Here is a 25,662-nt window from a genome sequence, read left to right on the forward strand (position 1 = left end):
GATATGTCATTGCAAGTAACGCAGGTAGATACCGCCAGGAAAAATGCTCTGTTGCGCAAGCGCATAAACCGGATCATTATCTATGCCTTGCTCATTTTCTTTGCCATCATCTTCTTGATACCGATTGGTTGGATGCTCTCAACGGCCCTGAAATCGCTGGCCGATGTCAGTGCATTTCCGCCTATTATCATTCCCAATCCACCTCTCTGGTCGAATTTTGTAACGGCCTTGACTACGGTACCTGTCTTCCAATATATGGGGAACTCGGCGGCTTACTGTCTGTTAACCATTATTGGGGACATCCTCTCCTCTTCACTGGTGGCCTATGCTTTTGCTCATGTGCGCTTTAAATATCGTGAGTTCGTTTTTATCTGCGTGCTGGCAACGATGATGATTCCGTACGAGGTGATGATCATCCCTCAATTTCTGCTGTTCCGTTCACTGGGATGGATTGATACCTACCTACCATTGATTGTGCCGACCTTCTTTGGCAGCCCTTACTTGATCTTTTTGTTGCGCCAGGCTTTCCGTGGCATCTCGCGTGATGTGGTGGAGGCCGCCAAACTGGATGGTGCCAGTCATCTGGTAATCTGGTGGCAGATCATACTCCCGCTGGCCAAACCAGCCCTGGCGGCTGTAGCTATCTTCTCCTTCATGTTCCACTGGAACGATCTGATGGGTCCGTTGATCTACCTGAATACCAATGAGTCTTATCCGATTAGCCTTGGTCTGTCCCAGTATACGGCTGCTTATGGTTCTACCCAATGGAACATGTTGATGGCCGCCTCACTGGTAGCGGTGATTCCCTGTATCATCGTCTTTTTCTTCTCACAGCGCTACATTATTCAAGGAATTGTGGTAGCCCGGCCGAGTTTGGAGAAGCTACAGTAAATGCGTATGTACATGGATTGCAAAGTAGGCAATTACGGAAATAGAAAATTCCGATTGAGCGAGGTGGCCAATGCTTAAAAGGTTGAGCAGAACGCTGATACTGGGTGCGTTCCTATGCCTGATTATCCTGGTTAATACAGGCTGTAGTGTTCTGGGTATCAATGCCAAAACATTTTCCGGCCAGACTACCGTAACCTGGCTAGTGCGGACCGACCCTAATATTAATCCCTGGGAGTACAAGGTTGTGGATGAGTTTGAGGCTTCTCATCCCACTATTCACATTAAGATGGTTCTGGTTCCCTCAGGCGCCAATTTTGATCAGAAGCTAGTAACCATGCAGGTAGGCTGGGAGCCGGCCGATATCTTTTCGATCTGGGGCAATAATAGCTGGGCCGATGAGGTGTATCGTGGCTTTGCTGCCGATTTAACCCCCTATATTAAAGCTAGCAACTTTTCGTTCGATGGTATGGATCAGAAGTTGCTGGATCAATATAGCGTCAATGGCCATGTGTATGCCATTCCGTTTTCGACGGGTGGCAGCTACGTTTTCTATAATGTTGATATGTTCAAGCAGGCTCACCTGCCGATGCCACCAACCAGTTGGGATGATCCTGGCTGGACCTGGGATGCGATGCTGAAAGATGCCCAGGCGATGACGGTCCATAGTAGTTCCTTGAATAATCGTCGCTATGGTATGAGCGATGATCTCTGGCCTGAGGATGCTAATCCAATGCTGTTTGGTGGTGATTACTTCCAGCAGTCTACTTATCAAAATGGCGTGGTGGCGGCAACCAATGCTACCAGCCCGGCGGTTGTACAATCGGTGCAGTGGAAGCGTGATCTGATGTACAAATATCAGGTTGCCCCTTTGCCGGCCGATGCCAGTCTCCTTAACGGTTTCTTGAGCGGCAAAGTTGGTATGTCTATGACTGGAGTCTGGGGCCTGTGGGCCAATAAACCCGCCACCTTCCATTGGGCCATTGCGCCTCTACCACACTTTAGTAGCAACACCAAAGATGTCCTGTTTACCGATCCCTGGATGCTGGCAAAAGATTCCAAGCATCCGAAGGAAGCCTGGACGTTTCTGCAGTGGTTGAGCGATCCTGCGCATGGTGCCAAATCCTATATGGAGGTTTCAGGCGCGATGTCTCCCTGGTCACAGCTCCTGCCAGAATGGGCCGCCAACACCCATAAAATTATGCCCAGCCTTTCCACAGATCAACTGATGCAGCTCGGCCAGGGTTCTTTGAACCATGGACAAGAATCAATCAATCACCTGGCGATTAGCTATAACCAGTTTGATAGCGTGATTTCTAATGTGCTCTCTCCGGTCTATAATACCGGCAAGGTTGATCCCACCTCAGCCCTGAATGATGTTCAGAAGCAGTTACAAGAAACCATTCACCAGGTAGTCCTTTAAAGCCCCTATCTTGATGTTTGTTGTTCTGCTTTTTTTATGGGCTGCTGGCTATTTTCTTGATAGCCAGCAGCCCATACGTTGTGTTCAGGCTTCGGGGGGCTGGTAGGTAAACATTTTCTTATAGTAAGTGCCCCCGGTAGCTGCGAGTCATCTACCGGGGGCACTCTGAACACTATGGGTGCTCGGGGATTCTGGGGATTCTAAGCAACAGGTCGGCTAGTTACGGCTAGCTTTGTTGTCGTCCCAGCTCTGCTGCCAATCGCGGTTCACTTCGTTGATGGTGCGATAGTGCAGGTTAGGGAGCTGGTTCAACTGACGGCATGTCTGCTCATCAGCACCCTGTTTGCGAGCATGGTTAACGAGCTCTTCGCGCTGAACTGGGAATTTCAAACCTTGCAGGTACTGATCAATATTTACTGATTCTGCTTTAGCCATGATTAAAAATCTCCTTGGCGTTCAGTCTTTTTATTAAGAACTGAACAAATTTTTTGGTAGACATAAGTCTTAATGAACTGAACCAGTTTCACCAATGAAACTGTCCATTGAGTTGACAGGGATAAACATGGATATTGGACTATTACAGTCTTTATTGGTTTTTGTTTAATCCTTGTCAGTTTCTCCATTAATAATGTTCGGCGGCACTATTATTTCCTAAAGGGGTAAAGACCAGTCATTATTTTTATTGCACCACAATAAAAATACATATTTATATCTATTGACGCCATATCTCAAAAAGCGTTAGTGTTGTAGGAGTGCGCCTGATTCTCATGATAGCCGCAATCTTTACATCTGAGGTACGTGCCTTCGGCGCTCAAGAAGTTCCTGGTATGGTGCAAAAAAGTGCGCCGAGCGCACTTTTTTTGCACCATACCAAGATAACAGGCACATTGTTAGGAGTTTATCAGACTCCCATCACCACCGCGTCCTTCGCGTATGAGCTTTCACGCCAGGGACTGGCTCATACAAATTTTCTTATGTGGTGCAAAAAGTGCGCTCGGCGCACTTTTTGCACCACATAAGAAAAAAAGCTCGGGCGCGCCAGCGCATGTCCGCACAGGAGCGATATGCTTCCCATGATAATGGGAGCCTGACACATTTTAGGATATTACGGGTTCAAAATCTGATATAGCAGGCGTTTATAGAGTGATTAGTGTTGGGATATATATAGTTGAGGGAAAGGGTATACATGTCAACCAGGCCTTCTCCATATCGTGAGCGTGCATTAAAGCATTATTCGCAGCAGAATCAAGAAGCAGTGGTGCCGCGACTGATTTCTTTGCGCACAGCGGCTGTGTTATGGATTGTGCTGGCTGTGCTGCTAATTGCCGTGGTTGTTTCCTGGTTTGGGCAGATTCCTATGTTCACTACAGCTTCAGGTATTGTGCTGGGGCAGAAAACCGCTCATGAAGCTCAGGGTGTGTACATTTTTATACCGGCTAACCAGTTGAATACTATACAGGCGGGCATGCCTGTGCGCGTCCAGGTTGGCCTTAATGGGCCTGATTTTACGACAACTGTAGAGAGTGTCGACAAGAAAGTGATGACGCCCACGGATGCGCGCCAGCAATTTAATCTGGGCAGTAGCGGCTGGGGAGTGATTGAGGAGCCATCAGTTGTGGTTACGGTCAAAAATAGTTCGGCAAATTTGTTGAAGTCGTTCGCGGGCAGCGTGATAAATGCCCAGATACAGATAGGGACCCGTCCTGTGCTGTCATTAATTCCTGGCATTAGTCAATTTGTGGGGGGTAATAAGTGAGCAATAAACCTGAGGATCTGGATGCCTCGATTTTGCAATCTGGCAAGCGCCGATCTGCCTACCTGGCGGACCTCCAGGCTCCAAATCAGCCGCTTGCGCCTGAAGTAAAGGATTTAATGGACCATCGTGAAAAAACGATGTTGACCCAGACATTTTTCCTGCAAGCGGCTATGGCCCGTGAGCAAGCTCAGGAACAGGCTGCCGCTCCTATTCCCCCTCCCCAACAGGCCCAGGTTCCTCCTACCCCGGCTCCTCCCACACCCCCTAAAGGGGCTGCTACAACTACATCGACTAAAAAGTATAAGCATAGACGTCGCGTTCCTCCCTTGCAGCAGATGGAAGCAGTTGAGTGTGGGGCCGCCTGCCTGGCTATGATCTTGAGCTATTATAAGCGTAAGACCACGGTTGCCGAGATGCGGGAATTTTGTGGTGTGGGCCGTGATGGCCTGAATGCGTTGGCGCTGGTAAAGTCTGCACGTGCCTATGGATTGAAAGTACGGGCGATCTCTTTACAGGAGAACAATTTCAGCAATGTGAAGCTTCCTGCGATCGTCCACTGGGAATTCAATCACTTCTTGATTGTTGAACGTTGGAGCCCCGAGTCGGTCCAATTGGTTGATCCTGCCAGCGGGCGGCGGAGCGTGACTGGAGAAGAGTTCGACCGCAGTTTTACAGGCATTGTAATTAAGCTGGAGCCGGGACCTGACTTTTCAACTGAGACTTCACAGCTCAATCGTATAAATTTGCGCTCGTATGTGGCGCGCTACCTGGGCCTGGCGCCAGGGGCAATGGGACAGATTTTGCTGGCCTCGTTGCTACTACAGGCTTTTGGCCTGGTGGTGCCGATCTTTACTGAGATTGTGGTGGATCAGATTCTACCTTTGAGGCTACGTGATGGCTTAACATTGGTGAGTATTGGCCTGTTATTGATCATCATTTCACAGACTGTGACAACCCTCCTGAGAGCCACCGTGTTGTCTTATCTCCAGGCCCGGCTGGATATGGAAATGATGCTCAATTTTTTTGATCATCTGCTTAAATTACCCTTGCGCTTCTTTCAACAGCGCTCCAGCGGTGATATTATCTCGCGCCTGAGCAGTAATCTGGTTATTCGCGATGCAATCGGTAATCAGCTCATCTCAACCGCCCTGGATGGTGTTTTTGTGCTCGTCTACTTTATTATCCTGCTGGCGGCCTCGCCGTTTATCGCCTTGATCGTGATCGCTATTGGCACGCTGCAGGGTGTACTACTATTATGGACTGCCCGTCCTGTACGCGAACTGGCGCGGCGCGAGCTGATTGCCAGCGGCAAAGCTCAGGGCTATTTCTCAGAGGTGCTCAAAGGGATAGTCTCGTTAAAGGCGGCGGGCGCTGAGCAGCGAGCTCGCAATACCTGGTCTAACTTCTTTTTTGAACAAATGAATGTGGCCACGCGGCGCAACTACATCTCCTCGCTCATCTCAACCGGTATGGGATCTCTTTCTTCACTGGCCCCGTTCTTGTTGCTCTGGGTAGGTACGATTCAGGTGCTCAATAATCAATTGTCAGTTGGTACCATGCTAGCCCTCAATGCGCTGGCCATCGCCTTCTTGACACCGTTGTCATCCTTGATTAGCAGTGCTCAGACCTTGCAGTATGTCCAGGCTCATCTGGAGCGCATCTCGGATGTAATGGATGCTACACCGGAGCAGGATGCGACCACGGTCAAGTTACCTCCCCGTTTGTTAGGTAGCGTGCGCCTGGAGAATGTATCGTTCCAGTATGATCCAAACTCGCCGCCGATTTTGAAAAACATCTATGTGAATATCGCGGCTGGCCAGAAAATAGCCCTGGTGGGTAAATCGGGTTCGGGTAAGACGACGCTGGGTAAGTTGATGCTTGGCCTGTATCTACCGACCAGTGGCGAGATCTTCTATGATAATATTCCGCTCAGCGTGATGAATTATCAGGCAGTGCGGGCGCAATTTGGTGTGGTGATGCAGGAGGCGAACATTTTCAGCGGCTCGGTCCGCCAAAATATCGCCTTTAACGATCCTACTATGGGTATGGAGCGGGTAATTAAAGCTGCGCAGATTGCCTCCTTGCACGATGATGTCATGCTTATGCCAATGGAGTACGAGACCTTTGTATCGGAAGGTGGTAGCGCCATGTCGGGTGGCCAGCGCCAGCGTATTGCCCTCGCCCGTGCGATCGCTACCGCCCCGGCCATCTTAATGCTGGATGAAGCGACCAGCAGCCTGGATGTCGTTACCGAGGCTACCGTTGAGCGTAACCTGCGTAAGTTTGCCTGCACCCAGATCATCATTGCCCATCGCTTAAGCACTATCCGCAACGCTAACCAGATCCTGGTGTTGGATCAAGGTAAGATCATTGAGCGCGGCTCCCACCGCGAGCTCTTAAAACTGGGCGGCTTCTATTCTAAATTGATTCAAAGTCAGCTAGAGAGCGGCGAAATCAAGAGTGACTAGTTCTGTTCTGTTTTCTACTAAAAAGTTCTAGCATGGTGGATATTAATGTGGTTTGCGCTGATCCCTACCATTCTAGAGCTTTTTATATTATTATTAATTTAGGACCTATGTACTTCTAAGTCATGTGCACTCCTTGAATGCGTAAAATCTATAAGAGCTGCTTCGATAGTCCCCTGGTTTTATCCAGCAAGCTAGAGAGGATCAGTGCGATGAAATATCCTTTTCGTGGCTTCTCCTCACCCCTGGGAGCAAGAAACTCTAAATCTTTCGGTGGACCACCTGATGAACTCGATCGATGGATAGTACGCTACCGGTTTGGCATGTTTAAAGCCTTGCATAGGATGAGACAACGTCCATGGCGCCTGGTAGGTATTCTACTGATTATATGTATGTTAGCTACCGTCTGGTTTATCCCAATGCCAGATGAAACGGAGGCCGTACAGACTGTCCACACGCGTGAGGCTACCTTGATGACTGGCCTGCAAAAGATATGCGATCATCCTCAGCAGGTGTTCCAGCATTTTAATTATCCGCTCGCGAAAGTACCGACTCAGAGTATTTTATCGTTGCTCCCAAAGCCGGCGGCTGTGCCATTGCTGAAGCAAGGTGATATGACCTATGATCCCGTCCAGAATATTTTATGCACCGTCGGGGGCAGGGTATTTATGTACGTTATGTGCAACCAGCCAAAAAATGAGCATAGCTCGCTTTCATGTGCGTAGTTTTTTGTTCGGTTTGGAAAATACGCTTTCGTGAGATATTCTATGGCAAGAAGAGTAGCAAAGAAATCGCATTGATTGAGAGGATTTAATGGAACCATTAAGCTATAGTGAGTTACGTGAGCAGGTGGTCCAGGCGGCCCAGCGCCTCGCACAAACGGGTGTGCTTTCTCGTAGTGGCCATGGCAATATGAGTGTACGTTTGCCTGGCAAGGATCTTATGTTGATCACTTCGACCAGCCATATTGCTCATTTGTTGCCGGAACAACTGGTGGCAGTGACCTTTGATGGCGAAGTCGTGGAGGGTGAACTGGACCCAGTGACGCGTGAGATCATCGGAATGCATGCCTGCGTCTATCGTGAGCGTCAGGATGTACATGCCGTTATTCATACTCATTCGCCCCGGGTTACCAGTTTCGCGCTGGCCAATCAGCCATTGCCCTGTGTCTATGAGGCATTTCTACGTTTTGGGATTGTTGAAGATATTCCTGTCGCGGATTGGGCGCCTCGCGGATCTCAGGAATCGATTACTAATATTGTCGCGCAGCTACGCGCCCATCCTCTGGTCCCTGCGGTCTTGTTGGGAAATCACGGGCTGTTATCTTTTAGTCGCGATATCCTGGCTGCGGCTCAATTGATCGTGATCATGGAGGAGGCAGCCGAGATGACGCTGGATGCACGTTCAATTGGTGGTGAAAAGCCATTTCCCGCCGATGCGCTGGAGCGAGAGCGTCAGCATATGCAACGCTTTGGCTCACTCTCCTAGCAGGTTGCTTGTGTTGAAAAACTGACCTAGTCAGTGATTGGTGTGAGCAGGCGCTCGGTATTACCACTAAGCACGGCCGCTTTCTGTGCTTCGGTTAGATTTAAATGGAGCAGTATTTCATCGACGCGACGACGGGTTGTAATTGGCATAATGGGCCAGTCGCTGCCGATAATAAGATGCTCAGGACCCAAAAGATCTAGCGCGAAGCGTAAGGTGGAAAGATCGAAACCCATCGTATCAATATACAGGTTTTTGCGTGCCGCTCCTGGTGCTGAACCCTTCCAGCCGTCGTCGCGCGTATATTCCTGTTCGGCCAGACCCGCGAAGATAAGGGCCGCCACACCAATCATGGGCAGTACGATTCTCAGTCTGGGATATTTATCCAATATGCCACTGCGCAGCAGGGTCAGGATACTGGCAGCGTTCTCGGTGCCTCTGGCCAGCAGCGTGCCAGTATGGCCCCAGGTGCGCCAGTCGCTCTGTGAGTCCAGCCGGGCTAACGGGATGGATAAAAATTGTTATGCCCAGCTCGTGTGCTATTTCAAACACCGGACGCGTCTCCGGGGCATCCAGGTAGCGACCACCCTGCGAACAATCGATACAGATACCCGTTAGCTGCAATTCCTGGACCGCCCGCATCACTTCACGGGCCGCCGCTTTACCCTGGAAGGCATCGATGGTGGCCAACCCCAGTAAGCGTTCTGGATAGCGTGCAATCAACGTGGCTATCTGATCATTGATGCGCTCCATCATAATCAATGGCAGCTGCTCGACCGGCGAAACGATCGTACTGGAAGGGGCGCTGATCACCTTGGCATCAATGCCTGCCACGTCCATGATTGCCAGTTGATCCTCTATATTGGTGAGGAGCGGCCACGCACGTGCAATGCCACTGGTTCCTTGTGGCGTGGGTAGAGGGAGCCAACCTTCGTCATAATAATGACTATGAAAGTCGATCAGACGAGGTGGAACCTGTGAATTCATATACGATTCCTTATTTCTGATAGTCTTTTACAAAATTGTTCTTCTGTTATAGCATGCTTTCTCCTTCATTTCAATAGATATTTTTATGCATTGCTATGTGCTTTTCTGCTATCTTTTGTTCCCCGTGTCTATTATCGTGGGAACCATTGCTGGTGCCTGTTCTATTCCTCAGTTTTTTTGAGAGTTTATGGGAAATTTTTGAACAAAAATTGAGCTTTTTTTTGTTACCCTATATATGGGTAGATAATATTTCTCCTCTACCCCACCTGCAGAGGGAGGCAGGGGGTAAGCCCCAATACCGTTAAGATACGAAGAATTTGAGCTCAAACATGGTGATTGCTAGCGGACGACAAGCCCTCCCTCCCTTTCCCATACGACCAGGCAACAAGAAAAGAGATGTCATAGGTTCGGGCCTCAGCGCCCGATTGCCGCCCCGGTAGGGCGGCCCGGTATCTCAAGCACCCCGTGGTATTTGCCCTTCCTTCACGCGGTGCCCACACACGGACCATGCGTTTGGGCACCGCGTGGGTCGAGGGATCGGTGACGAGAGACCGAGCGGTGAGGAGACCGGGCCACCCTACCGGGGTGGCAATCGGCCGCTGAGGGCCGAACCTATGAGCATCGTCTTTCTTGTCGCTTTTTCGTACAGGAAGGGAAAAGGGGGGGCAAGCTCCCATCCCATGTTTGAGCTCAAATTCTTCTTAACTAAATGGTATTGGGGTAAGCCCGGATGCAAGGGGCGGCGAACCCCTTGACTGGGGGCCTGGGGTGTGCCCCAACTTCTCCATCTTCCCGGTGGCACCTATGAGCGGTCAGGCGGTCTGGCGGGGATGCAAGGGGCGGCGAGCCCCTTGACTGGGGGCCTGGGGGCTGTGCCCCCAACTTCTCCTTCCTTTCCAATGCCGCCGCAGGCGGCATTGGAAGAGACTATTTTAGGGGATAGATTGGGAATTTCGGGCATGATTTGTAGCAAGAGTCATCGCAAAAGCGTATAATAGTAACACTTAAATAGATAAGATAGATGTTGCTCGCTTGGAAGATAGCTGAATTGTAAATCAACAAACTTTGGTCTGGTTTTGCTTTTTGGAAAGAAGAACACCTATGCAAAACGTGGAAAGTATCCCTCAACTGCGCGGAAGAAAGCCGGTGAGCTGGCAGGGGATATTATGGGAGAGTGTATTTGGTTTTTTTGGGACTTTAGGTGTGACCGCATTGATTGCGGCTTTTCATCTCTACCCACGCATTCCAAATATTTCGATCATCTATCTGCTGGTGATCCTGGCGTTGGCCAGTATCTTTGGGCGCTATGCCTCTCTCCTGGCCTCGTTTGTGGCTTTCTTTTCGTTCGACTTTTTTTTGGTACCGCCTCTCTACCTCTTTACCATTAATCGCTGGGAAGAGTGGGTGGCCCTCTTTGTATTTTTAATTACAGCCTTGTTGACCAGTCAGTTGACGATTGTGCTGCGTCAACGTTCGGCTCTGGCCCGGCAACGCGAGAGCGAAGCTCGTATCCTCTATGAACTGATTCGCCTGACCAATTCTCATGAATCCCTCGATGATCAGTTGGAGATTGTTGCTCTGGCTGTGACCAGGGTGTTTGCCTCCTGGGGCGTGAGCCACTGCGCTTTGCTATTACCGGATGAGCAGGGGGCGCTAAAGCAGTTGATGACCTCAGGGCCTGGTGGCTTTGAGTTGGATTATGAGGAGCGTTTGCTGGCTGTTACATCGATGCTCCAGGGCCGTATGATGGAGCGGCGCCAGACTTCTCAGCCCTATAAACAGGATGCCGACCTGAATATTCGTTATTATCAAGGCGTGCCACCAATTTCGACGCTGCGCCTGATTCCTTTGAAGGCCGATGATCGCTCATTTGGTGTACTTTGCCTGCGGATTACCAATCCGGCGCCCTGGTTTGCCAATCAGGAGAGTATGGATGAAGACCTGATGCGTGCCGGTTCCCAGGTCTCTTTCTTCTGGACATTCTGCGAGCAGGTGTCCTCACTACTTGAGCGCGTACACCTGCGTTCAGTTGTTTATCATGTTGATTAATCAGCGTTTACTGCGATGTGACTGTGAGACGACCAGGCTCTGGTGCGCTGGTAATTCAGGCGGCCATTGTTCCTGGATGAACTGTATGACTGCTGGCATGAAAATCTCTGGACTCTCTAGCCAGGGATAATGTCCTACGGCTGGAATGCTCAAGAGGCGACTGTCAGGCAGCGTTTTTACCCACTCCTGTGATGAAGAGAGGGGCACGAGATCTTCCTCTCCATGAATGACGAGGGTTGGGATTGTCAGTGTGACGATCCTGGCGCGCCAATCCCAGTCGCCGATGGAGCGGGCAAAGGTATCGAAGAAGGCAGAGATCGCATCCGGCCATTCGTTGGGTGAGACCCAGGGATCGCTTTTCATGCGCGCCAGGGCCTGGGGCTTGCCCATCTGACGTGGAAGGCGCGTGGCTTTGATATATTCGCGGTTATACGTGCCGGGATCTTTTTTGTCAACGCCTTTTTTTAGCATCTCTTCTAAGCGTTTGATGGCCCGAGGGTCCAGGCGCTTATCTGGATCTAGCTTCCGGCTATCTTCATATTTGCAGCAGCGTAGCGCCATTGGCGCCACCAGAATCAGGCATTTGACCCGGGTTGGATACTGCAGGCTGTAGAGCGCGGTAGTGCCACCCAGATAGGACCATCCTAGCAGCGAGCAGTGTTGTACATTGAAGTGTTGCCGTATGGCTTCCAGGTCATCAATGTCTTGCTGCATGCCGATTTTGCTGCGATCCAGGATGGCATCGGATTTACCGCGACCGCGTTGATCATAAAAGATAAGGGTATACTCTTGCGCCAGGGCGGTGAGATCGGCGGCCAGCCAGCTAGCGGCCGGGATGATCAGGGTCTGGGGTTTATTGCCAATAACTTTATAATACAGGCGCACACCATCCTCAAGCGCCAGGTATCCTTCAGGGCTTCTCTTTTCAATCGCAGGTATTCTCTTTTCGATAGCAGGTAAAGAGGGAACGGTATCCATTGCCGTAATTTGCATGATTGCTTGCTGCTGTTGCTTACTCATGCTCTGCTGGACGCTAAGTTTTTCTTTGGCTACTTTGGGCAGCGTGAGCCGCCTGGCTGTTTTCTCTACTTTGAGCCTGGGTCGCGCTGGCTGTTTTTGCGGTTCCTCTACAACCGTGCTGGCTGATTGATTATGGTAATAATCAAACGGGAGCTCACGGGGATTATACTTGTGTTTGTTGATAATGCAGCCCAGGACCCGGCTCTCTGACTGCCCTAATAACATCTGGACGCGCTGGATGTTTTTCTTGCTGGCTTTCTTAATATCGACTACCACTAAAACACCATCGACTTTTGGTAAAAGAATGGTCGTATCCGAGAGACCTAACAACGGTGGGGTATCAAAAATAATGGTCTCGCACTCGCACTGCTTCAGGGCTGCCATAAATTGATCCATGGCCTTTGAATCCAGGAGTTCAGATGGATTAGGAGGGAGGGGGCCGCTCGGCATTACGAGCAGGTCAGGTATATTGCCTGCATGCATGTAATCTTTGAGCACGCCATTTTTGCCTGTACTGATCTCCTCTAGTATGGCGGTGGAGGTTTTAGGAGACGTATGTTCTGTCGCATAGTGCTGGATGGCGTCGCTGAAGCCATTTTGATCCGGCTGCAGGTGGAATTTTTGCGCCAGCGTGGGACGGCGCAGGTCAGCATCAATTAGCAGGGTTCGCTTGTTGGCACGCGCCATAAAAATGGCCAGATTGGCGGCGATCGTGCTTTTACCATCCTGGGGCGTGGCGCTGATGACCAGTATGGTGCGGATAGGTTGATGGACCTGGTAGAGACCAATATTGGCACGCAATAGACGATAGGCCTCACTATTGGCATCCTTATTATCAGGTATATATAACTCGCTTTGCTTTTGTCCCTTTTTCTTGCTGACCGACTCATTCCAGATCGTGGTGAGCAGCGGCCAGTCCACTAATTGAGCTAGCTCGTCCTCACTATATATATGACCATCAAATAACTCAAGTATGAAGGTGAGCAGCAGGCCGAACAATAGGCCGCTGACTGAGCCCAGTAAGGTATTGAAGCGCACATTCGGTTGGGCCGGTTGGTTGGCTGGTTGAGCCATTTGAGCAACATGTAAGAAGGTAACGCCCTGGGCCTCAGTCAACTCAATCTGTGCCAGGAGCGATTGCAACTGACTATAATGCAGATGTAGATCCTCGGCCTGGGTATCCAGTGAGCGCGCGTCGATCTCCTTTGTTTTGTCGTCCGCCAGTTTGGCGCGCTGGTTCTCTATATCATTGAGCTGGGCACGCGTCTGTTTCAGATCATTCTGGATCTGTTGCAGCGATACCATTTTATTCTGTTGGATTAGCTCGACCTGTTGTCTGATCGAGGTGCTGGCGATGTCGTTGGCGATGGTCGCGGCTCGTCTGGGATCGGCATCCAACACATCAATGTTGAAGAGCTGGGTACCAGCTTTGGGGGTGATTTTGATCTCGCTGGCTAGCTGTTCGGGGTAAGATGTGGATAATGGGATGCCACTTCACGTAACACGGGCACGCTGCCAGCCAGCTGGGCCTGTGTTTGCACCAATTGATCGCTGGCCAGGAGACTATTGATGTCTATCTGATTGCTAGTTGAATGAAGCACAATCTGGATAATCGCGGTAGATTGATAGCGTGGAATGATCAGTTTACTGCCTGCATATGCTCCCAGTCCCACGGCCAGGAAACACAAAACAATCAATTGCCAGCGCTTCTTTAACGCATGTATGTACTGATTAATTGTCATGAAACTATCCTTTCCGTGTGTTTTTAGATTTTATACAGCATTTACCTTATATAGATGATCATACTTTTCTGATCTGCTCGGTGTGCGAATTATGTGAAAATGGTAAGGGTGTCTGGGGATCATAGAGATCAGCTATATCTGGCAATTCGGCATAGAGTTGATTCAGGTTGGCAGCGGCACTTAACCAGCTGTAGTGGTCGATGACGAATTTTCGACCATGCTCTCCCAGGGCCCGGGCCAGAAATGGATGATTGAGTAAGGTTATGACCGCTTCAGCATAGGCCTGGGGCCTTCCGCAACCAGCAGGTGTTGGCCGTGTGATGTACCTAGCGCCCGGCTGCAGCGAGGGGTGGTCACGACGGGTGTCTCCATCGCCAGGGCCTCGAGTATTTTGAACTGTGGACCAGTCGGGACCAGTAGAGGAGCCAGGGCCACGGCGGCACTATCCAGGTATGAGCGTGTATCTGGTACATAGCCAGTAACGGTAATGCGCTTGTCTGCCTCCAGCGCTTTGACCTCTATTGGAGGATTGGGACCGACGATAGTCAGACAGGTTTCGGGCTTTGCTTGCCAGATCAAGGGCAGTATGCGCGCGCAGAAGTGCAGGATGGCCTGTGCGTTGGAACAGTTATCTAGCCTGGCACAGAAGATCAGCGAGTTCGTATGCCTGGGTCGGCTGCGTCCTGGTTTGAAGTAATCAGTATCCACGCAATTGCTAACCACCTTGATGTTGTGCGGATGTTCCATCAGGAGGCCAAGGCGATCTCGGTCTGAGGCGCTGGCGATAATGATCTGTTCAAATTGTGCCAGCCTGGAGGCTTCAAACTGGCGCATTTTTTGCATCTCGCGCTGGATAAACCAGCGTTTGAGAGGATCGTGGGTGGTATCCAGTTTTTGTTGTAAGAGCCATGAGGCACAATTGACAGCGTCATAGACTATGGGTATCTGTATCTCTTCTCGCAATGCATTCAGGGCTGGAACCAGTGTGATTACTTCTGCGTGGATGAGGTCGATATGCTGCCTTTGAACAACTTCTTTGAGACATTGGATCAAGGTAGCCGAGCGCAAGGCAGCGATGCTCAGCGGTATCCGCGTGACGAGGGCACGCAGGCGATTGGCCTGGCTCTGCCATTTTGTATGAGGAACCAGGTCAATAGAGGCACAATAAGGTTCTACCTCTTTTAACAATGCCATGTCGTATTTATCTACTAATAGTGAAACCAGGGCGATATCATGTTTTTTTGAAAGCGCCTTGAGCAGGTTGAATGAGCGTGCACGCATGCGTGATGGCACCTGCGGAGTGACAAATAAGATGCGCATGATAATCAGTCCTTAGCTATATAATGAAGATGCTTTCTTTGTTTCTTATACTTATGATTATTGTACAGCTGACCTAAATAGCAGATTTGTAGTATTTGAGCTATGACAGGCATTTTTTAGGATTATGCAGCTGCTTCTTTGGAGTATCCAGGAGTGGAGCCTGGTCAGGGGGTGTTCCGGCTTTTTCCCATTGGGGTATGTTTAGCACGATACCTAGCAGAAACCAGTGATAAGAGGCAATAATCTGGGCGCTCGTCCCATTTGTGTCTGCTGCGGATGGCAGAAATGAGTTGCCTGAGAAGCTTAGAATAAGCAAGGCAGTGTAGTACCCCAGATAAGATACGGTGATAGCTTTGCTCGCGCCTGTCATCGCTTGTTTGAAGCGCTGCAGGGCAATATAGCCGATCGCTATGACCATCCACACAAGGCAGAGTAGTCCCTGAACACCCATTTCTGCCAGTACCTCCACATATTGATTGTGTGTCTCGCTTCCCATTGCTATTCCATATAGATTGGTAAAAAACTGGTAATTGCCTGCTCCAATACCTATCCATGGCTGGTGCCGCCAGATATCAATGGCCTCTTGCCACTTGAAGAGTTGGCCCACGTTATATGCCTGGTCTGGAATAATAAAGTTCAGGATGGCTGGTATCCAGAGTAGCAATAGGATGGCCAGGATGAGTGGAAGCACGCCGATATTGCGAGTGCGTAAGCCTAGCATAGTCAGGGTTGAGACCGACAAGATAATCCAGGCTGTGCGATCGAAGGAGAGCAGCGTGGCCAGGATAACGATAAGTGTTAAGAGCCACCAGTAGAAGGCTGTTGTGCGCTGGCGCGCATAAAGGGCCTGTCCCATGGCAACACAGACGAAGAAGACAAGTTGCATGCCTGGCAGCGGAGGAAGTAGCCCCAGTATAGGAGTACTGGTAGGGCTTAAAATCATCAACTGGCTATAACTGCTAAATGGTGCTGCCTGGATGGTGGCCAGCGCATAGATGATACCCAGTACTGCGCAGACGATAACGATCCATTTTACATCACGGGCGCGCCGAATAGAATGTGGTATCACGATTAATACCACGGGCAGCCCAAAGAGTAAGAGCATCTCGATAATGTTCACCAGCGTCCATGAGGCGTGGCTATGGCGGAAGATATCGGTTACGCCTGGATCAGGTTTGAGGCGCGCATAGATAATGGAGGTCAGGCCAAAAACGACAAGACTGATTGCTGGCAACAGGATATGTGCCGGCAGCAATCGTGCGTCGGGCCTTATTTTCGTACTGACACTCACACTGCGTAACAAACCCACCACGCCGAACAGCACAAATATAATATTGCCTATAAATAGCGGGGAAGAGAGTCCAACTATCGTAAGCGGAAACGCTATGCTTGGGGCTGCAACCAATAGGTACAACAGCATTAGCCAGTTGTAATATTGGCGTTTGTTGTTTTTTTTCATCCCTTTATATCTGACATATATTTCAGACATAGGGTGTCAAGTGCGTACACACCTATCATATGTATGATAGCTAGTTGTCCAAATGTTACTCAGAGTAGCCGCTATTAACTTTTTCTTTTTTCGTAACTATTAAGGTCTGATAGATGCCTACGGCATTCACCAGCTTTACTTGTAGCGTTGCGGAAAATCTTGCTCTGCTTCGCAGGGCAATAGCACAATTATATTTTGAAACTATACCTATATATCGAAACTTGAAGCACGAGAGTTGCGTATATGTAGGAGTCGGGCATTTTTGTCAAAAACCTGGATATCATCAGCAAGCGATACGATGTACATTCTTTCCTGTGTGGAGAGAGTGTGGTGGGCGGCCGCAGCCTCCTCTCTCCTGCAAATATGGAGATGACGAGCAAGCGAGAAGAGGCCCATTCTTTCATGTGTGGAGTGTATGTAGTGGGCGGCCGCGGCCGCCCACTACATACACTCCACACTCCCAACCCGGCGCTGCAGGCGCCCAAGAGGAACATGAAAAAGCCCTGTATCATCAGGCATATGCTGGTGATAAAACGCAATTTCTTCTATAATAGAGCTAGACAAAATTATTATGCCTATCTATATCATCTGAATAAAAGCATGTTCGATATACTTGGGATGCCGCGCTGCTTTTGTTAGTGAGGAGTACTTCATGCAGCCTTATAAACAGCCTCCGGAGGGAGGAAAAGTCTCATTTCTATATGGCCTCATCTTTGGGGTGGGCATGTTTGTGTTGGGTGCCATTTTTATCTGTATTAAGACATTTTTATTTCCCCAAAGCTTGTTGATCTCTTATTCTCTTACTGGATTGGCTCTGCTTATTGATGTGGGCCTCTTCTTTCTGGTCGGTACACTGGCCGCCAGAAAGACTGGTAAAGTGAGCACCGCGACGCTGGCCGGCGTATGGACAGGGGTTATTGATGGAGTCCTCTATGCCATCTTTAGTGTAATCCTCTTATCTACCGTTACATTAGACCAATCGGTGAGTGCTTATCAGCAAGCGACCTCAAGCAGTGGTGGTACACACTTATCGCCCCAAGCGGCACACTCGTTTTTGCTTGTGAGTGGTATCTTTGGTGTGGTAATGGGTCTGATCTTTACCATTGCTTTTGGTGCTGGTATTGGTGCTCTTGGAGGCTTATTGGGTCGTAGCCTGGCTCGCAAGTCTGGCAATCCCTATCTGGCAGGTCCAATGCCATATGGCCAGCCCCCCTATGGTCAACCCTATCCGGGGCAACCGTATCCTGGACAGCCCCCTTATGGACAACCGTATCCTGGACAGCCCCCTTATGGACAACCCTATCCTGGTCAGCCGTATCCTGGACAACCACCCTATGGCCAGCCTTATCCTGCTCAGCCACCCTATGGTCAGCCGTATTCTGGACAACCTCACGCTGGACAGCCCTATCCTGCTCAGCCCTATCCTGGACAACCTCCGTATAGGCAGCCTGTGCCAGAGCGACCTGCCGATCCTCAGTCACGTTCTGAGGCTGAGCCTAAACCAGTTTATGCAGCCGGACCGCAAGACGAGCCGACACGTAAGGCGGAAAACGTGCCATCGTCAGCCAATGGCTATCCTGAGTCCGAGGCGCCTAGAGCTACTTCATCGGATGAGAATCTTCCCTATCGCCCAAGTTAGCTTTTGCTCTAATATTATTAGTCCCCTCCATATTCTTTGTGAATATGGAGGGTTTTTTTGTGGTTGTATCTAGATGGTTGAAGAGGATGATTAGTAGTAGAATTGGCGGGACGCTGCAAACCTGGACCTCTTTGAACAAGTTTGGCAGCGGGAGGTTGAGCGCAATATTTTATTGATGGACGCTGTATGTGGCGTCGATCTGAGCGAATGAGAAAATGTGCTTGAAATCATTTTTCATACTGATAATGTTCCAGTCATGCAAGGTTGCGGCCTGGAGTGCCCGCTCCGCCCCACGCTCATAAGCGAATTCGCGCTCGCTATCATCGTGATGGATTAACAAAGGTAAATGTGGACGCGACTGATGCTCGGTATACAGGAGCATATCCAGATCTCCATTTGAATTACCGACCGCCAGGATCGGTTGTTGACCGATATGTACATGGATATTGACTACTTTACCGGTCCCCTCATTAAATGGCTCCAGCATACTCTTCTGCCTGACGAGCATCGGCTGGTCATGGTAGGTTTCCAGCTTGACCATGACCGCGCTACCGATCACATGGCTGCGAGGAATTCCATACATCTTCTCGGCGATCTCACGCACAAAATCTGTTTCGCCGCCGGTAACCAGGTAGACCTGGAACTCGTGCTGGCGCAGGTAGCCAATGAGCTCCATCATAGGAGCATAGGCCATCTCGGTAAAGGGACGCTGATAGTGTGGGTGCAATGTCTCTTCAAAGAAGGTGCGCACCTTCTGTACATATTCCTCCTGGGGTAGATCGGCGACCGCCTGCAGGACCAGTTTGCCTACTTCCTGGATGCTTAAAGCCTGGAAATAGGCGCGATCATTCTCTAAAAAAGCTTTAAATGGCTGCACCTCGCGTAGCTCGGGGTGGCGTTCTGCCTGTTCGTGAAAATACTTAATAATGAAGATCTCTTGCGTATATGATGGTTTCTCACACCACAGGGTACCGTCATTATCAAAGGCAGCAATACGTTCGGCTACCGGTACATAGGTCGAGCTGCTTTTGTCGGTGACCTGTTGTACAAATTTGAGGATGGCCCGTTTGGTCGGACCATCCTGCCAGGATGCCAATGGCTCAGCGTGTGTGGATGTATCTGTATCTATATTTATATTATATGCGTGATCTGTCATATGGAACTCCTGAAATAGTATAGCTGCCAATCTCTTTCTTATAGTTTAAAGACGGCCAAAACATATTGACCTTAAACCCAACCTTCTCCTAACAGTGTACCCCCTATCAAGGTAATATGAAAAGGGAGAGGTGATCGTGTAGGTGCAGTTGGGGCTCGCTGCCCTGCTGCACCTACACGATTTATGATAAAAAATTGTTTCGGGTGCGTGAGCTCATGCACACAAATAAGCCACAAGATCCCTATGATACTTGCTAACTGGCAAGAAGATTGTCTATACTATCATGTGTAGTGTTGTATGATGTTATTCCATACAATGAGAAAATATATGCAAAACATTAGTATGATTCCTCTGCCGTGGCGTAACTACATCCTGCAGCTTCCAGTGCTGGCGGAGACGGTGCAGTGGGAACTTTTACGCAAATGGGGGCTCTCCGAAGTATGGCGGATGACGACGCGCAATGGGGCAACCTGGATCGCGAAGCGCAGTCGGGGATCGATGGCGGGTGAGTTGCCGATTTACCAGGATGTTTTGCTGCCGCTACATGCACCCCGCCCACAACTCCATTCCTATTGGTTGGGGGCGTCTGACCAGCTGTTTATCTTAGAGGATGTTGGCCTTAATACGCTGGAGCAGCAGCCTCTGACGGACCATTTTTTGGAGGCTGCGCGTGTACTGGCCCGCTTGCGCTGCGCCGCCCTGGTACAGTTGCAAGGTATGGATGCAAAGTTGTTAGAGCACTATTGTATGCCAGCGGATTATTATCTCCAGGCGCTTGATTATCTACTGCAGCATGAAGAACTGGAGGAGTCCAAGAAGGTGGTGTTGCTGACCGTGAAGCGTTGGCTGCCCGATAAATTGCAGGAACTCTATACCCAGCTTCCTCTGACCCTTTGCCATAACGACTATCATGTGAAAAATCTGGTGATTAGCGACGATACTATTGTCCCGGTTGATTGGGCGATGGCTTATTTGAGCCCTTATCTGGGTGATCTATATAGCCTGGTACATGGGGCAGCTTTTCGCAAGATCGAAACCAGGCTGATGCTGGATGCCTATGAAACAGAGGTTAAGCGTTGGGCCGCCACCTATCCCAGCGTGGGCCTCATGCTAAGCCGTCCACTCGATTGGCAAATTGCCCTCGGTGCCGTCTGTATCCTGATTACCAGCATTCGCTGGACCCTGACCGAGGCCATGTACGAGCTCCCCGAATCCAAAAAATGGATACCTGCTATGATCCGCAATATTGATCAATATGCGCAAGCAATGTCATAGCCAACCAGGTAATGTCATAGCCAACAATAATAATCGCGTAATTATTATTGTTGGCTATGATATTCAGAAGAGCAAAAGTGCCCGCCAGGGCCGCATGTACATGTTATTTTAATGGGACATAGGGGGCGCTGGGACGGGTGCGGGCTCGCTTTGTTGCTCGAAGGCTTTGCTGAGCTGGTAGGGACCGAAGGTGACTGGGGTGATGGCCGGTACCAGTTCGCTGGCGAAGGGCGCGCGTGGCCAGGGCTGGCGCGCCAGCTGGTCCAATTGTTGCAGGCGTGTGTTGGCCGAGGGAATGACGGCTGATTTTTGCGTGGACCGCACGCCATTCAGGGCCTGCAAGGTGCTGAGCGCAACCATGGTGGCCATGGGATCGCCTGTGAAGTAACAGGCGATGCAATCGGAGTCCAGGTAAAGGGTATGCATTTTTTTGCCGAAGCTGCGATTTATGAATATAAACACGAGTAGCATGGCAAAAATGAGTAGCGGTAAAAGTAATAAATCTAGCTGTACTCCGCTTATCAGCAAGAGAATTGGTACAAGAATTATTAGTGCCAGGCCCATAAGCACGCTGAAGCGGTGCCAGTAGCGCCAGGTGAGTACCTTTTTCTTTGCCAGGGCCAGTTCAATGCAGAACATAGCATCCTGCTGACGCCAATCAGTGTATTGCAGTATCCAGTCGCCAATAATCAGGGTGGGCCTTTGGCGGCCCATGATAAGAATATTGGTGCCGAGTGCGTCTGGTTGGATTAAGACCTCCCGAAATTCTATACCTGCCAGACGTGACCAGGCGGTGATACGAGGCTGTAGATGGGCCCACCTGGTTTGTTCGATTGGTTGTAAGAAGCGAGTTGCTTTGAGCAGTTTGCGACCAAAAAACACTCGTATACATGCGATGGCGATCACAAAAATAAGTATGACAATGAAGGCAGGAATAAACTGACCTGTCGCGGTCGCGATCAGTCCTGTAACCTCGGCAAAAATGATCAGGGGTAAGGCGGCGTTAAGGATAAAAAACAGTCGCTGCCGGGTAAATTCCTGCCGCGACAGGGTGGAAATATGGAAAAATTCAACGGCCCTGGCATCCACAAAAATGTTGGTGAGTAGTATGGCAATATTGCCACCAATCGAGAGGCCTAGCAGCGGTGAGAAAAAGATGACTAAAAAAACAATCAGGTAGAGGTTAGCCAGTGTTAGAGAATCACTATCATTAATGACTACTATTGGTCCGTGTATAAATAGATCGGGTAATTGCAGGAAGCCAATCCCAAGTAGTCCCATGCCAAGAATTAACACCAATGTATTTAAGATATTGCTCTGGCGAAAAGCCGCATTGCGCCTGGCTATAAAGCTTAAAAAATCATTGATTGGTTGGGTGTCGTGTCGTGGAGCTGTCAGGGTCTCTTTCCAGACCTGCTGGCTACGTATAAAGCCGATCATGCCAATAGAAAGATTTATGATTATGAATATAGCCTGGAGGCCAAGAAAAAAAAACAGTTCAAATAGCATCCGATCACCTCATATGCAGACAAGCACTTGTCTGCTCTTTTTTTGTAATCTAAAGGCTTCTTTTGCTCAGGAATGAGAGCTCTTACTAAGATACGCGTAACCAATATTTCTGTCAAGGAATCTTTTATACTGAAAGGACCTATTCTTCTTAAATTCTTGGTAAGAGCGATAAAGGCTGCTTTTGCACAATCCATATAGTGTATTATTGATTTGATCAGGGTGTTCAAAAAGAGGTACACTATACACGTCGATGATTTTGCGTGAAGGAAGGCAGCCATCTAATGCAGGACCGATTGCAAGAGCTCCAGGCTTTACTCTATAAAGAAATACCTATCACCAGGCATTTTCACCTGACGGCGGGCGCTTATAATGAGCGTATGCTGCGCCTGGATGCCCCGCTGGCAGAGAACGTCAACCATGCAGGCACCGCCTTTGGTGGCAGCCTGAGCGCGTTGTTGACCCTGGCTGGCTGGAGTATGATCTGGTTTATGTTGCAGGAGCTTGATTTGCAGGGCGAGATCATAATTCAAGATAGCAGTTGTCGCTACCTCACCCCCGTGAAAAAGGACTTTTCGGCCTATTGTTACCGTCCCACCAACGAACAACTGGGACGCTTCGAGAAGATGTTGCGCACCCACCAGAAGGGGCGCCTGGAATTGAAGGCTGAGATCATTGAGGGTGACACCCTGGCCGTTTCCTTCGTAGGACGCTATGTCGTGCTGCTGGAAGAGAAATAAGAGCTGAGGTGTCTTTTTAACAGTGCGAGAAAGAAATGTAGTAGTGGGTCACAGCCCTATTAAAAAGACCCTCGAACTATGAACCCCCGCCACCACTTTTTTTTGTATACCAAAATTATCTCCCTTTCTTTTCTTTTCTCCTTTCTTTCCCTTCGGGCGTGCGCTGGCGTGCCCGTACTGTTTTACATATGTGCATGCAGAAAGTGTGCATCCGCGCACTTTCTGCATGCACATATGTAAAAAAAGTTATGCTCGTGTTAGCAAATAAGATACAAGTTCCTTGCACTCCCGGCAACCTGTACATAGTTTTTGATACCTAATAATTCATTATGTTATGATGCAAAAAGAGGATATCGCACATACATCTGCACCTTCCAGGCCCGCAATTCATTATGTTATGGTGCAAAAGGCGCAGAGCGCCTTTTGCACCATAACATAATGAATTGCGGGCGCGCCAGCGCACGCCCGCACGGCAACGACATATTCCCATGGACATGGGAATAAAACATCCCATACATTGCCCTCATCTTTTCATACTATTTTAATGGCATAATGAAGTTTTATTTATCATCATATATACTGTTTCCTGTGTATTATTTGATGTACCAGGGGATTGTTCGTCTTTGTAGTGATCATCTTTTTGCTGGATTGTCATCTTTCCAGGGAGCATGGCAGGTTGCTGGTTGGGATGGTTAAGGTCTGGCGGATGCGGGTGGTGAGCGTTGAGCGGATTCTGGAAAGCTGGCGAAAGCGATGTCAGCCGGGGAATTAAAATATAAGGTTTTTGAAACTAGAAGACCTTAGCTATAGGACTTTCGGGCGGTGAACTCAGGAGTATGTGCGATGAATAATAAGGTTACTTATCACCAGCAGGTCAGTTATTGTGGCAAGCCGCGCTGTAAGCGTTGCCGAGAAGGGGTCGGGCATGGCCCATATTGGTATGCTTACCAGACGGTAGATGGGCGTACGAGCCGTACCTATATTGGAAAGCGCTTGCCGGCTGAGGCGGAAGCGACGATGCTGGGAAATCAACCGCCATCTCCTGCGCAGACAAATGAGAAGGATCAAGCGGTCATTCGTATTTATACCCTGGGGCAGTTCCGCCTGGAGCGGCGCGATCCGCGCGATCCGTTGGATTGGCAGACGGTGACCGATGCTTCGTGGCAACATCAACGGGTGCGGGCCTTGCTGGGCTGCCTGGTGAGTGTGGGAGGACGCAAACTGGGGCGTGAGCAGATCACGGAGGCGCTCTGGCCGGATCTGGATATTGAGACCGCTGGTAGTCGCCTGGATCGCGCTGTGTATAGCCTGCGCCAGGTCTTTGAGCCGGGTCGCAATCGTCCGGCGACTTCTCCGCTGCTGTTGACCGAGCGTGAAGTCTTAACGCTGGCGGATTCCTCACAGATCTGGGTGGATGCCGATGTCTTTGAGCAATTGTTGGCCAGGGCGCATGAGATCAGGGATGGGGAGGACCTTGGGGCAAAGGAGAAGCTGCTGAAAGAGGCTGCTAGCCTGTATGGTGGTGAGTTTTTGCCCGAAGATCGGCGCAATGAGTGGACGCGTGGCCGTCGTGAGTCTTTGCAGCGTAGCTGGATTGGTCTGCTGCTAGAACTGGCCGATCTGATGATCGATCGGGATGCCCTGGTGCATGCGATTGATCCGTTGGATAAATTGATTTCGGTAGATCCTACCAATGAGGCTGGTGTGCAGCGCTTGATGGTGGTATTGGAGAAGCTGGGCCGTCGCGGTGAGGCGCTACGTGCTTATAAGAAGCTGGCGACGGTGCTGCATCAGGAATACAATATCGCGCCCCTGCCGGATACGCGCAAGCTCTATGATGATCTGCGGCGCGGCCGTAATGAGGCTCGGGCCAATGAGGCTGCGGTAGCCGAGAATGCCAAACGCGAGGCGAACAATAGTAGTAATCCGGGAGTCGTGGTTGAGACGCCGGCGGTGCAGATTGGCCGTAGCCATCAGAGTCCGCTGGTTGGTCGCCAGCAGGAGCTAGAGCGGCTGCATGAGCTACTGGCGACGACTGAGCAGACGGCACGTTTTCGCCTGGGCGCCCAGCGCCGCTCGACCGTGGCTACGCTGGACCCCAATCGCCGCCCGCAGTGTGTGCTCCTGATGGGCGATGTCGGTATCGGCAAGACACGTCTGGCGGAAGAGTTGGGCCGCGAAGCCAAAAAGAGAAGCTGGGCCGTGGCATGGAGCCGCGTCTATGCCCAGGAGGGTACTATCCCCTATCGCCTGTGGACCGAAGTGCTGCGTAAAGCTATGGATCAAGGGGTCTGGCAGCGCCAGGAGGTCAAGCGGCGGCCGCTGGTCTTCCAGCCGCTGGGTACTTTGCTGCCAGAAATCAATGAGCTCCTCTCGACGGTCAACTTCCCTTCCTCGCTCTCTCCTGAGCAAGAACAGCTGCGCCTCTGGAGGCGGCCCGTGAACTGCTCACCCTGATCAGCGAGAGCACCCCGCTGCTGATCACCCTGGACGACCTACAGTGGGCGGATAGCAGTAGCTGTGAGCTGCTTGCCTACCTGGCTCGCCGCACCTATGGCTATCCTATCGCCATCGTTGGCACCTGCCGCGAGAACGAACTGGAGCAGAATAGCCCGCTGCGCCCGCTGCTCACCGATCTGCGCCGTGAGAATGCCGTCGAAACCATCTCCCTGGAACTCTTGAGTGAGGCACATATCACCTCGCTCGTCTCCCAGGTCTCGCA

23 protein-coding genes are annotated in these 25,662 nt (G+C 50.3%); 13 read left to right on the forward strand and 10 right to left on the reverse strand.

What is annotated here, in order from left to right; all coding sequences use genetic code 11:
- Positions 1-3 precede the first annotated feature (3 nt).
- Both EL645_RS33995 and EL645_RS34000 read left to right on the forward strand, forming a co-directional pair.
- Positions 4-891: a carbohydrate ABC transporter permease gene (locus tag EL645_RS33995; RefSeq protein ID WP_126556886.1), complete on the forward strand. Its 888-nt coding sequence runs from the start codon at positions 4-6 to the stop codon at positions 889-891.
- A 70-nt stretch (positions 892-961) separates the two neighbouring features.
- Positions 962-2,311: an ABC transporter substrate-binding protein gene (locus EL645_RS34000; protein WP_126556887.1), complete on the forward strand. Its 1,350-nt coding sequence runs from the start codon at positions 962-964 to the stop codon at positions 2,309-2,311.
- A 216-nt stretch (positions 2,312-2,527) separates the two neighbouring features.
- Here the strand turns inward: EL645_RS34000 and EL645_RS34005 are convergent, their stop codons facing one another.
- Positions 2,528-2,746 carry a DUF2795 domain-containing protein gene (locus EL645_RS34005; protein ID WP_126556888.1) on the reverse strand — a complete coding sequence of 73 codons (219 nt, stop codon included), beginning with the start codon at positions 2,744-2,746 and terminating at the stop codon, positions 2,528-2,530.
- Between the two features lie 751 nt (positions 2,747-3,497).
- On the opposite strand from EL645_RS34005, the gene EL645_RS34010 reads away from it, so the two are divergent.
- From EL645_RS34010 to EL645_RS34025, 4 genes are all read left to right on the forward strand, one after another.
- Positions 3,498-4,067 carry a hypothetical protein gene (locus EL645_RS34010; RefSeq protein ID WP_126556889.1) on the forward strand — a complete coding sequence of 190 codons (570 nt, stop codon included), beginning with the start codon at positions 3,498-3,500 and terminating at the stop codon, positions 4,065-4,067.
- A complete protein-coding gene (locus EL645_RS34015; RefSeq protein ID WP_126556890.1) occupies positions 4,064-6,535 on the forward strand; it encodes a peptidase domain-containing ABC transporter in 2,472 nt (823 codons plus the stop codon). The genes EL645_RS34010 and EL645_RS34015 overlap by 4 nt, the downstream gene beginning before the upstream one ends.
- 209 nt (positions 6,536-6,744) lie before the next feature.
- On the forward strand, positions 6,745-7,257 hold the full coding sequence (locus tag EL645_RS34020) for a hypothetical protein (RefSeq protein ID WP_126556891.1): 513 nt from the start codon (positions 6,745-6,747) through the stop codon (positions 7,255-7,257).
- Positions 7,258-7,345: 88 nt separating this feature from the next.
- Positions 7,346-8,020, forward strand: coding sequence for a class II aldolase/adducin family protein (locus EL645_RS34025; RefSeq protein ID WP_126556892.1), 675 nt, complete (start codon positions 7,346-7,348; stop codon positions 8,018-8,020).
- A gap of 26 nt (positions 8,021-8,046) precedes the next feature.
- Here EL645_RS34025 and EL645_RS44740 read toward each other — a convergent pair whose 3' ends face one another.
- Positions 8,047-8,406, reverse strand: coding sequence for an amidohydrolase family protein (locus EL645_RS44740; protein WP_281276449.1), 360 nt, complete (start codon positions 8,404-8,406; stop codon positions 8,047-8,049).
- The gene (locus tag EL645_RS44745) at positions 8,399-9,004 is read right to left on the reverse strand and encodes an amidohydrolase family protein (RefSeq protein WP_126556894.1); all 606 of its coding nucleotides are present in this window, start codon (positions 9,002-9,004) and stop codon (positions 8,399-8,401) included. The genes EL645_RS44740 and EL645_RS44745 overlap by 8 nt, the downstream gene beginning before the upstream one ends.
- A gap of 770 nt (positions 9,005-9,774) precedes the next feature.
- Here EL645_RS44745 and EL645_RS34040 point away from each other — a divergent pair.
- Both EL645_RS34040 and EL645_RS34045 read left to right on the forward strand, forming a co-directional pair.
- Positions 9,775-9,999: a hypothetical protein gene (locus EL645_RS34040; protein WP_126556895.1), complete on the forward strand. Its 225-nt coding sequence runs from the start codon at positions 9,775-9,777 to the stop codon at positions 9,997-9,999.
- Between the two features lie 106 nt (positions 10,000-10,105).
- Positions 10,106-11,053: a DUF4118 domain-containing protein gene (locus EL645_RS34045; RefSeq protein ID WP_126556896.1), complete on the forward strand. Its 948-nt coding sequence runs from the start codon at positions 10,106-10,108 to the stop codon at positions 11,051-11,053.
- Here the strand turns inward: EL645_RS34045 and EL645_RS34050 are convergent, their stop codons facing one another.
- Positions 11,054-13,378, reverse strand: coding sequence for an alpha/beta fold hydrolase (locus EL645_RS34050; protein WP_136625342.1), 2,325 nt, complete (start codon positions 13,376-13,378; stop codon positions 11,054-11,056).
- Between the two features lie 27 nt (positions 13,379-13,405).
- On the opposite strand from EL645_RS34050, the gene EL645_RS44750 reads away from it, so the two are divergent.
- Complete coding sequence (locus tag EL645_RS44750) at positions 13,406-13,531, forward strand: hypothetical protein (protein WP_281276450.1); 126 nt, start codon at positions 13,406-13,408, stop codon at positions 13,529-13,531.
- Here the strand turns inward: EL645_RS44750 and EL645_RS34055 are convergent.
- The 3 genes from EL645_RS34055 to EL645_RS34065 form a co-directional block, all read right to left on the reverse strand.
- Positions 13,528-13,815: a Wzz/FepE/Etk N-terminal domain-containing protein gene (locus tag EL645_RS34055; RefSeq protein ID WP_126556898.1), complete on the reverse strand. Its 288-nt coding sequence runs from the start codon at positions 13,813-13,815 to the stop codon at positions 13,528-13,530. The two genes, EL645_RS44750 and EL645_RS34055, sit on opposite strands and share 4 nt — an antisense overlap.
- A 261-nt stretch (positions 13,816-14,076) precedes the next feature.
- Entirely contained in the window at positions 14,077-15,135 is a 1,059-nt protein-coding gene (locus tag EL645_RS34060; protein WP_126556899.1) for a glycosyltransferase family 4 protein, read from the reverse strand.
- Between the two features lie 100 nt (positions 15,136-15,235).
- Complete coding sequence (locus EL645_RS34065; RefSeq protein ID WP_161977917.1) at positions 15,236-16,390, reverse strand: O-antigen ligase family protein; 1,155 nt, start codon at positions 16,388-16,390, stop codon at positions 15,236-15,238.
- Positions 16,391-17,276: 886 nt separating this feature from the next.
- On the opposite strand from EL645_RS34065, the gene EL645_RS40305 reads away from it, so the two are divergent.
- Entirely contained in the window at positions 17,277-18,263 is a 987-nt protein-coding gene (locus tag EL645_RS40305) for a hypothetical protein (RefSeq protein WP_126556901.1), read from the forward strand.
- Between the two features lie 169 nt (positions 18,264-18,432).
- Here the strand turns inward: EL645_RS40305 and EL645_RS34075 are convergent, their stop codons facing one another.
- Positions 18,433-19,419 (reverse strand): HAD family hydrolase, encoded by a 987-nt coding sequence (locus EL645_RS34075; protein ID WP_126556902.1) that lies wholly within the window; start codon positions 19,417-19,419, stop codon positions 18,433-18,435.
- Positions 19,420-19,746: 327 nt separating this feature from the next.
- Here EL645_RS34075 and EL645_RS34080 point away from each other — a divergent pair, with 327 nt between their 5' ends.
- Positions 19,747-20,694: an aminoglycoside phosphotransferase family protein gene (locus EL645_RS34080; protein ID WP_161977918.1), complete on the forward strand. Its 948-nt coding sequence runs from the start codon at positions 19,747-19,749 to the stop codon at positions 20,692-20,694.
- 108 nt (positions 20,695-20,802) lie between these two features.
- On the opposite strand, the gene EL645_RS34085 is transcribed toward EL645_RS34080, so the two are convergent.
- Positions 20,803-22,203, reverse strand: coding sequence for a hypothetical protein (locus EL645_RS34085; RefSeq protein WP_136625343.1), 1,401 nt, complete (start codon positions 22,201-22,203; stop codon positions 20,803-20,805).
- Positions 22,204-22,484: 281 nt separating this feature from the next.
- Here EL645_RS34085 and EL645_RS34090 point away from each other — a divergent pair, with 281 nt between their 5' ends.
- Both EL645_RS34090 and EL645_RS34095 read left to right on the forward strand, forming a co-directional pair.
- Positions 22,485-22,940, forward strand: coding sequence for a YiiD C-terminal domain-containing protein (locus EL645_RS34090; protein ID WP_126556905.1), 456 nt, complete (start codon positions 22,485-22,487; stop codon positions 22,938-22,940).
- A gap of 843 nt (positions 22,941-23,783) precedes the next feature.
- Complete coding sequence (locus EL645_RS34095) at positions 23,784-25,397, forward strand: DUF6788 family protein (RefSeq protein WP_126556906.1); 1,614 nt, start codon at positions 23,784-23,786, stop codon at positions 25,395-25,397.
- Positions 25,398-25,435: 38 nt separating this feature from the next.
- On the opposite strand, the gene EL645_RS34100 is transcribed toward EL645_RS34095, so the two are convergent.
- Complete coding sequence (locus tag EL645_RS34100) at positions 25,436-25,633, reverse strand: hypothetical protein (protein WP_126556907.1); 198 nt, start codon at positions 25,631-25,633, stop codon at positions 25,436-25,438.
- Positions 25,634-25,662 lie beyond the last annotated feature (29 nt).

Origin of the sequence: Dictyobacter kobayashii, assembly GCF_003967555.1 — a bacterium.
GTDB classification, from domain to species: Bacteria; Chloroflexota; Ktedonobacteria; order Ktedonobacterales; family Ktedonobacteraceae; genus Dictyobacter; species Dictyobacter kobayashii.

Excerpts from the sequence above, each read along its gene's own strand:
- EL645_RS34000 (WP_126556887.1), top strand. The coding sequence starts at position 962 with ATGCTTAAAAGGTTGAGCAGAACGCTGATACTGGGTGCGTTCCTATGC.
- EL645_RS34095 (WP_126556906.1), top strand. The coding sequence starts at position 23,784 with ATGAATAATAAGGTTACTTATCACCAGCAGGTCAGTTATTGTGGCAAG.
- EL645_RS34010 (WP_126556889.1), top strand. The coding sequence starts at position 3,498 with ATGTCAACCAGGCCTTCTCCATATCGTGAGCGTGCATTAAAGCATTAT.
- EL645_RS34100 (WP_126556907.1), bottom strand. The coding sequence starts at position 25,633 with ATGTGCCTCACTCAAGAGTTCCAGGGAGATGGTTTCGACGGCATTCTC.
- EL645_RS34005 (WP_126556888.1), bottom strand. The coding sequence starts at position 2,746 with ATGGCTAAAGCAGAATCAGTAAATATTGATCAGTACCTGCAAGGTTTG.
- EL645_RS34090 (WP_126556905.1), top strand. The coding sequence starts at position 22,485 with ATGCAGGACCGATTGCAAGAGCTCCAGGCTTTACTCTATAAAGAAATA.
- EL645_RS34085 (WP_136625343.1), bottom strand. The coding sequence starts at position 22,203 with ATGCTATTTGAACTGTTTTTTTTTCTTGGCCTCCAGGCTATATTCATA.
- EL645_RS40305 (WP_126556901.1), top strand. The coding sequence starts at position 17,277 with ATGCAGCCTTATAAACAGCCTCCGGAGGGAGGAAAAGTCTCATTTCTA.
- EL645_RS34020 (WP_126556891.1), top strand. The coding sequence starts at position 6,745 with ATGAAATATCCTTTTCGTGGCTTCTCCTCACCCCTGGGAGCAAGAAAC.
- EL645_RS34045 (WP_126556896.1), top strand. The coding sequence starts at position 10,106 with ATGCAAAACGTGGAAAGTATCCCTCAACTGCGCGGAAGAAAGCCGGTG.
- EL645_RS34075 (WP_126556902.1), bottom strand. The coding sequence starts at position 19,419 with ATGACAGATCACGCATATAATATAAATATAGATACAGATACATCCACA.
- EL645_RS34060 (WP_126556899.1), bottom strand. The coding sequence starts at position 15,135 with ATGCGCATCTTATTTGTCACTCCGCAGGTGCCATCACGCATGCGTGCA.
- EL645_RS34080 (WP_161977918.1), top strand. The coding sequence starts at position 19,747 with ATGCAAAACATTAGTATGATTCCTCTGCCGTGGCGTAACTACATCCTG.
- EL645_RS44745 (WP_126556894.1), bottom strand. The coding sequence starts at position 9,004 with ATGAATTCACAGGTTCCACCTCGTCTGATCGACTTTCATAGTCATTAT.
- EL645_RS34025 (WP_126556892.1), top strand. The coding sequence starts at position 7,346 with ATGGAACCATTAAGCTATAGTGAGTTACGTGAGCAGGTGGTCCAGGCG.
- EL645_RS34055 (WP_126556898.1), bottom strand. The coding sequence starts at position 13,815 with ATGACAATTAATCAGTACATACATGCGTTAAAGAAGCGCTGGCAATTG.
- EL645_RS33995 (WP_126556886.1), top strand. The coding sequence starts at position 4 with ATGTCATTGCAAGTAACGCAGGTAGATACCGCCAGGAAAAATGCTCTG.
- EL645_RS34050 (WP_136625342.1), bottom strand. The coding sequence starts at position 13,378 with ATGGTATCGCTGCAACAGATCCAGAATGATCTGAAACAGACGCGTGCC.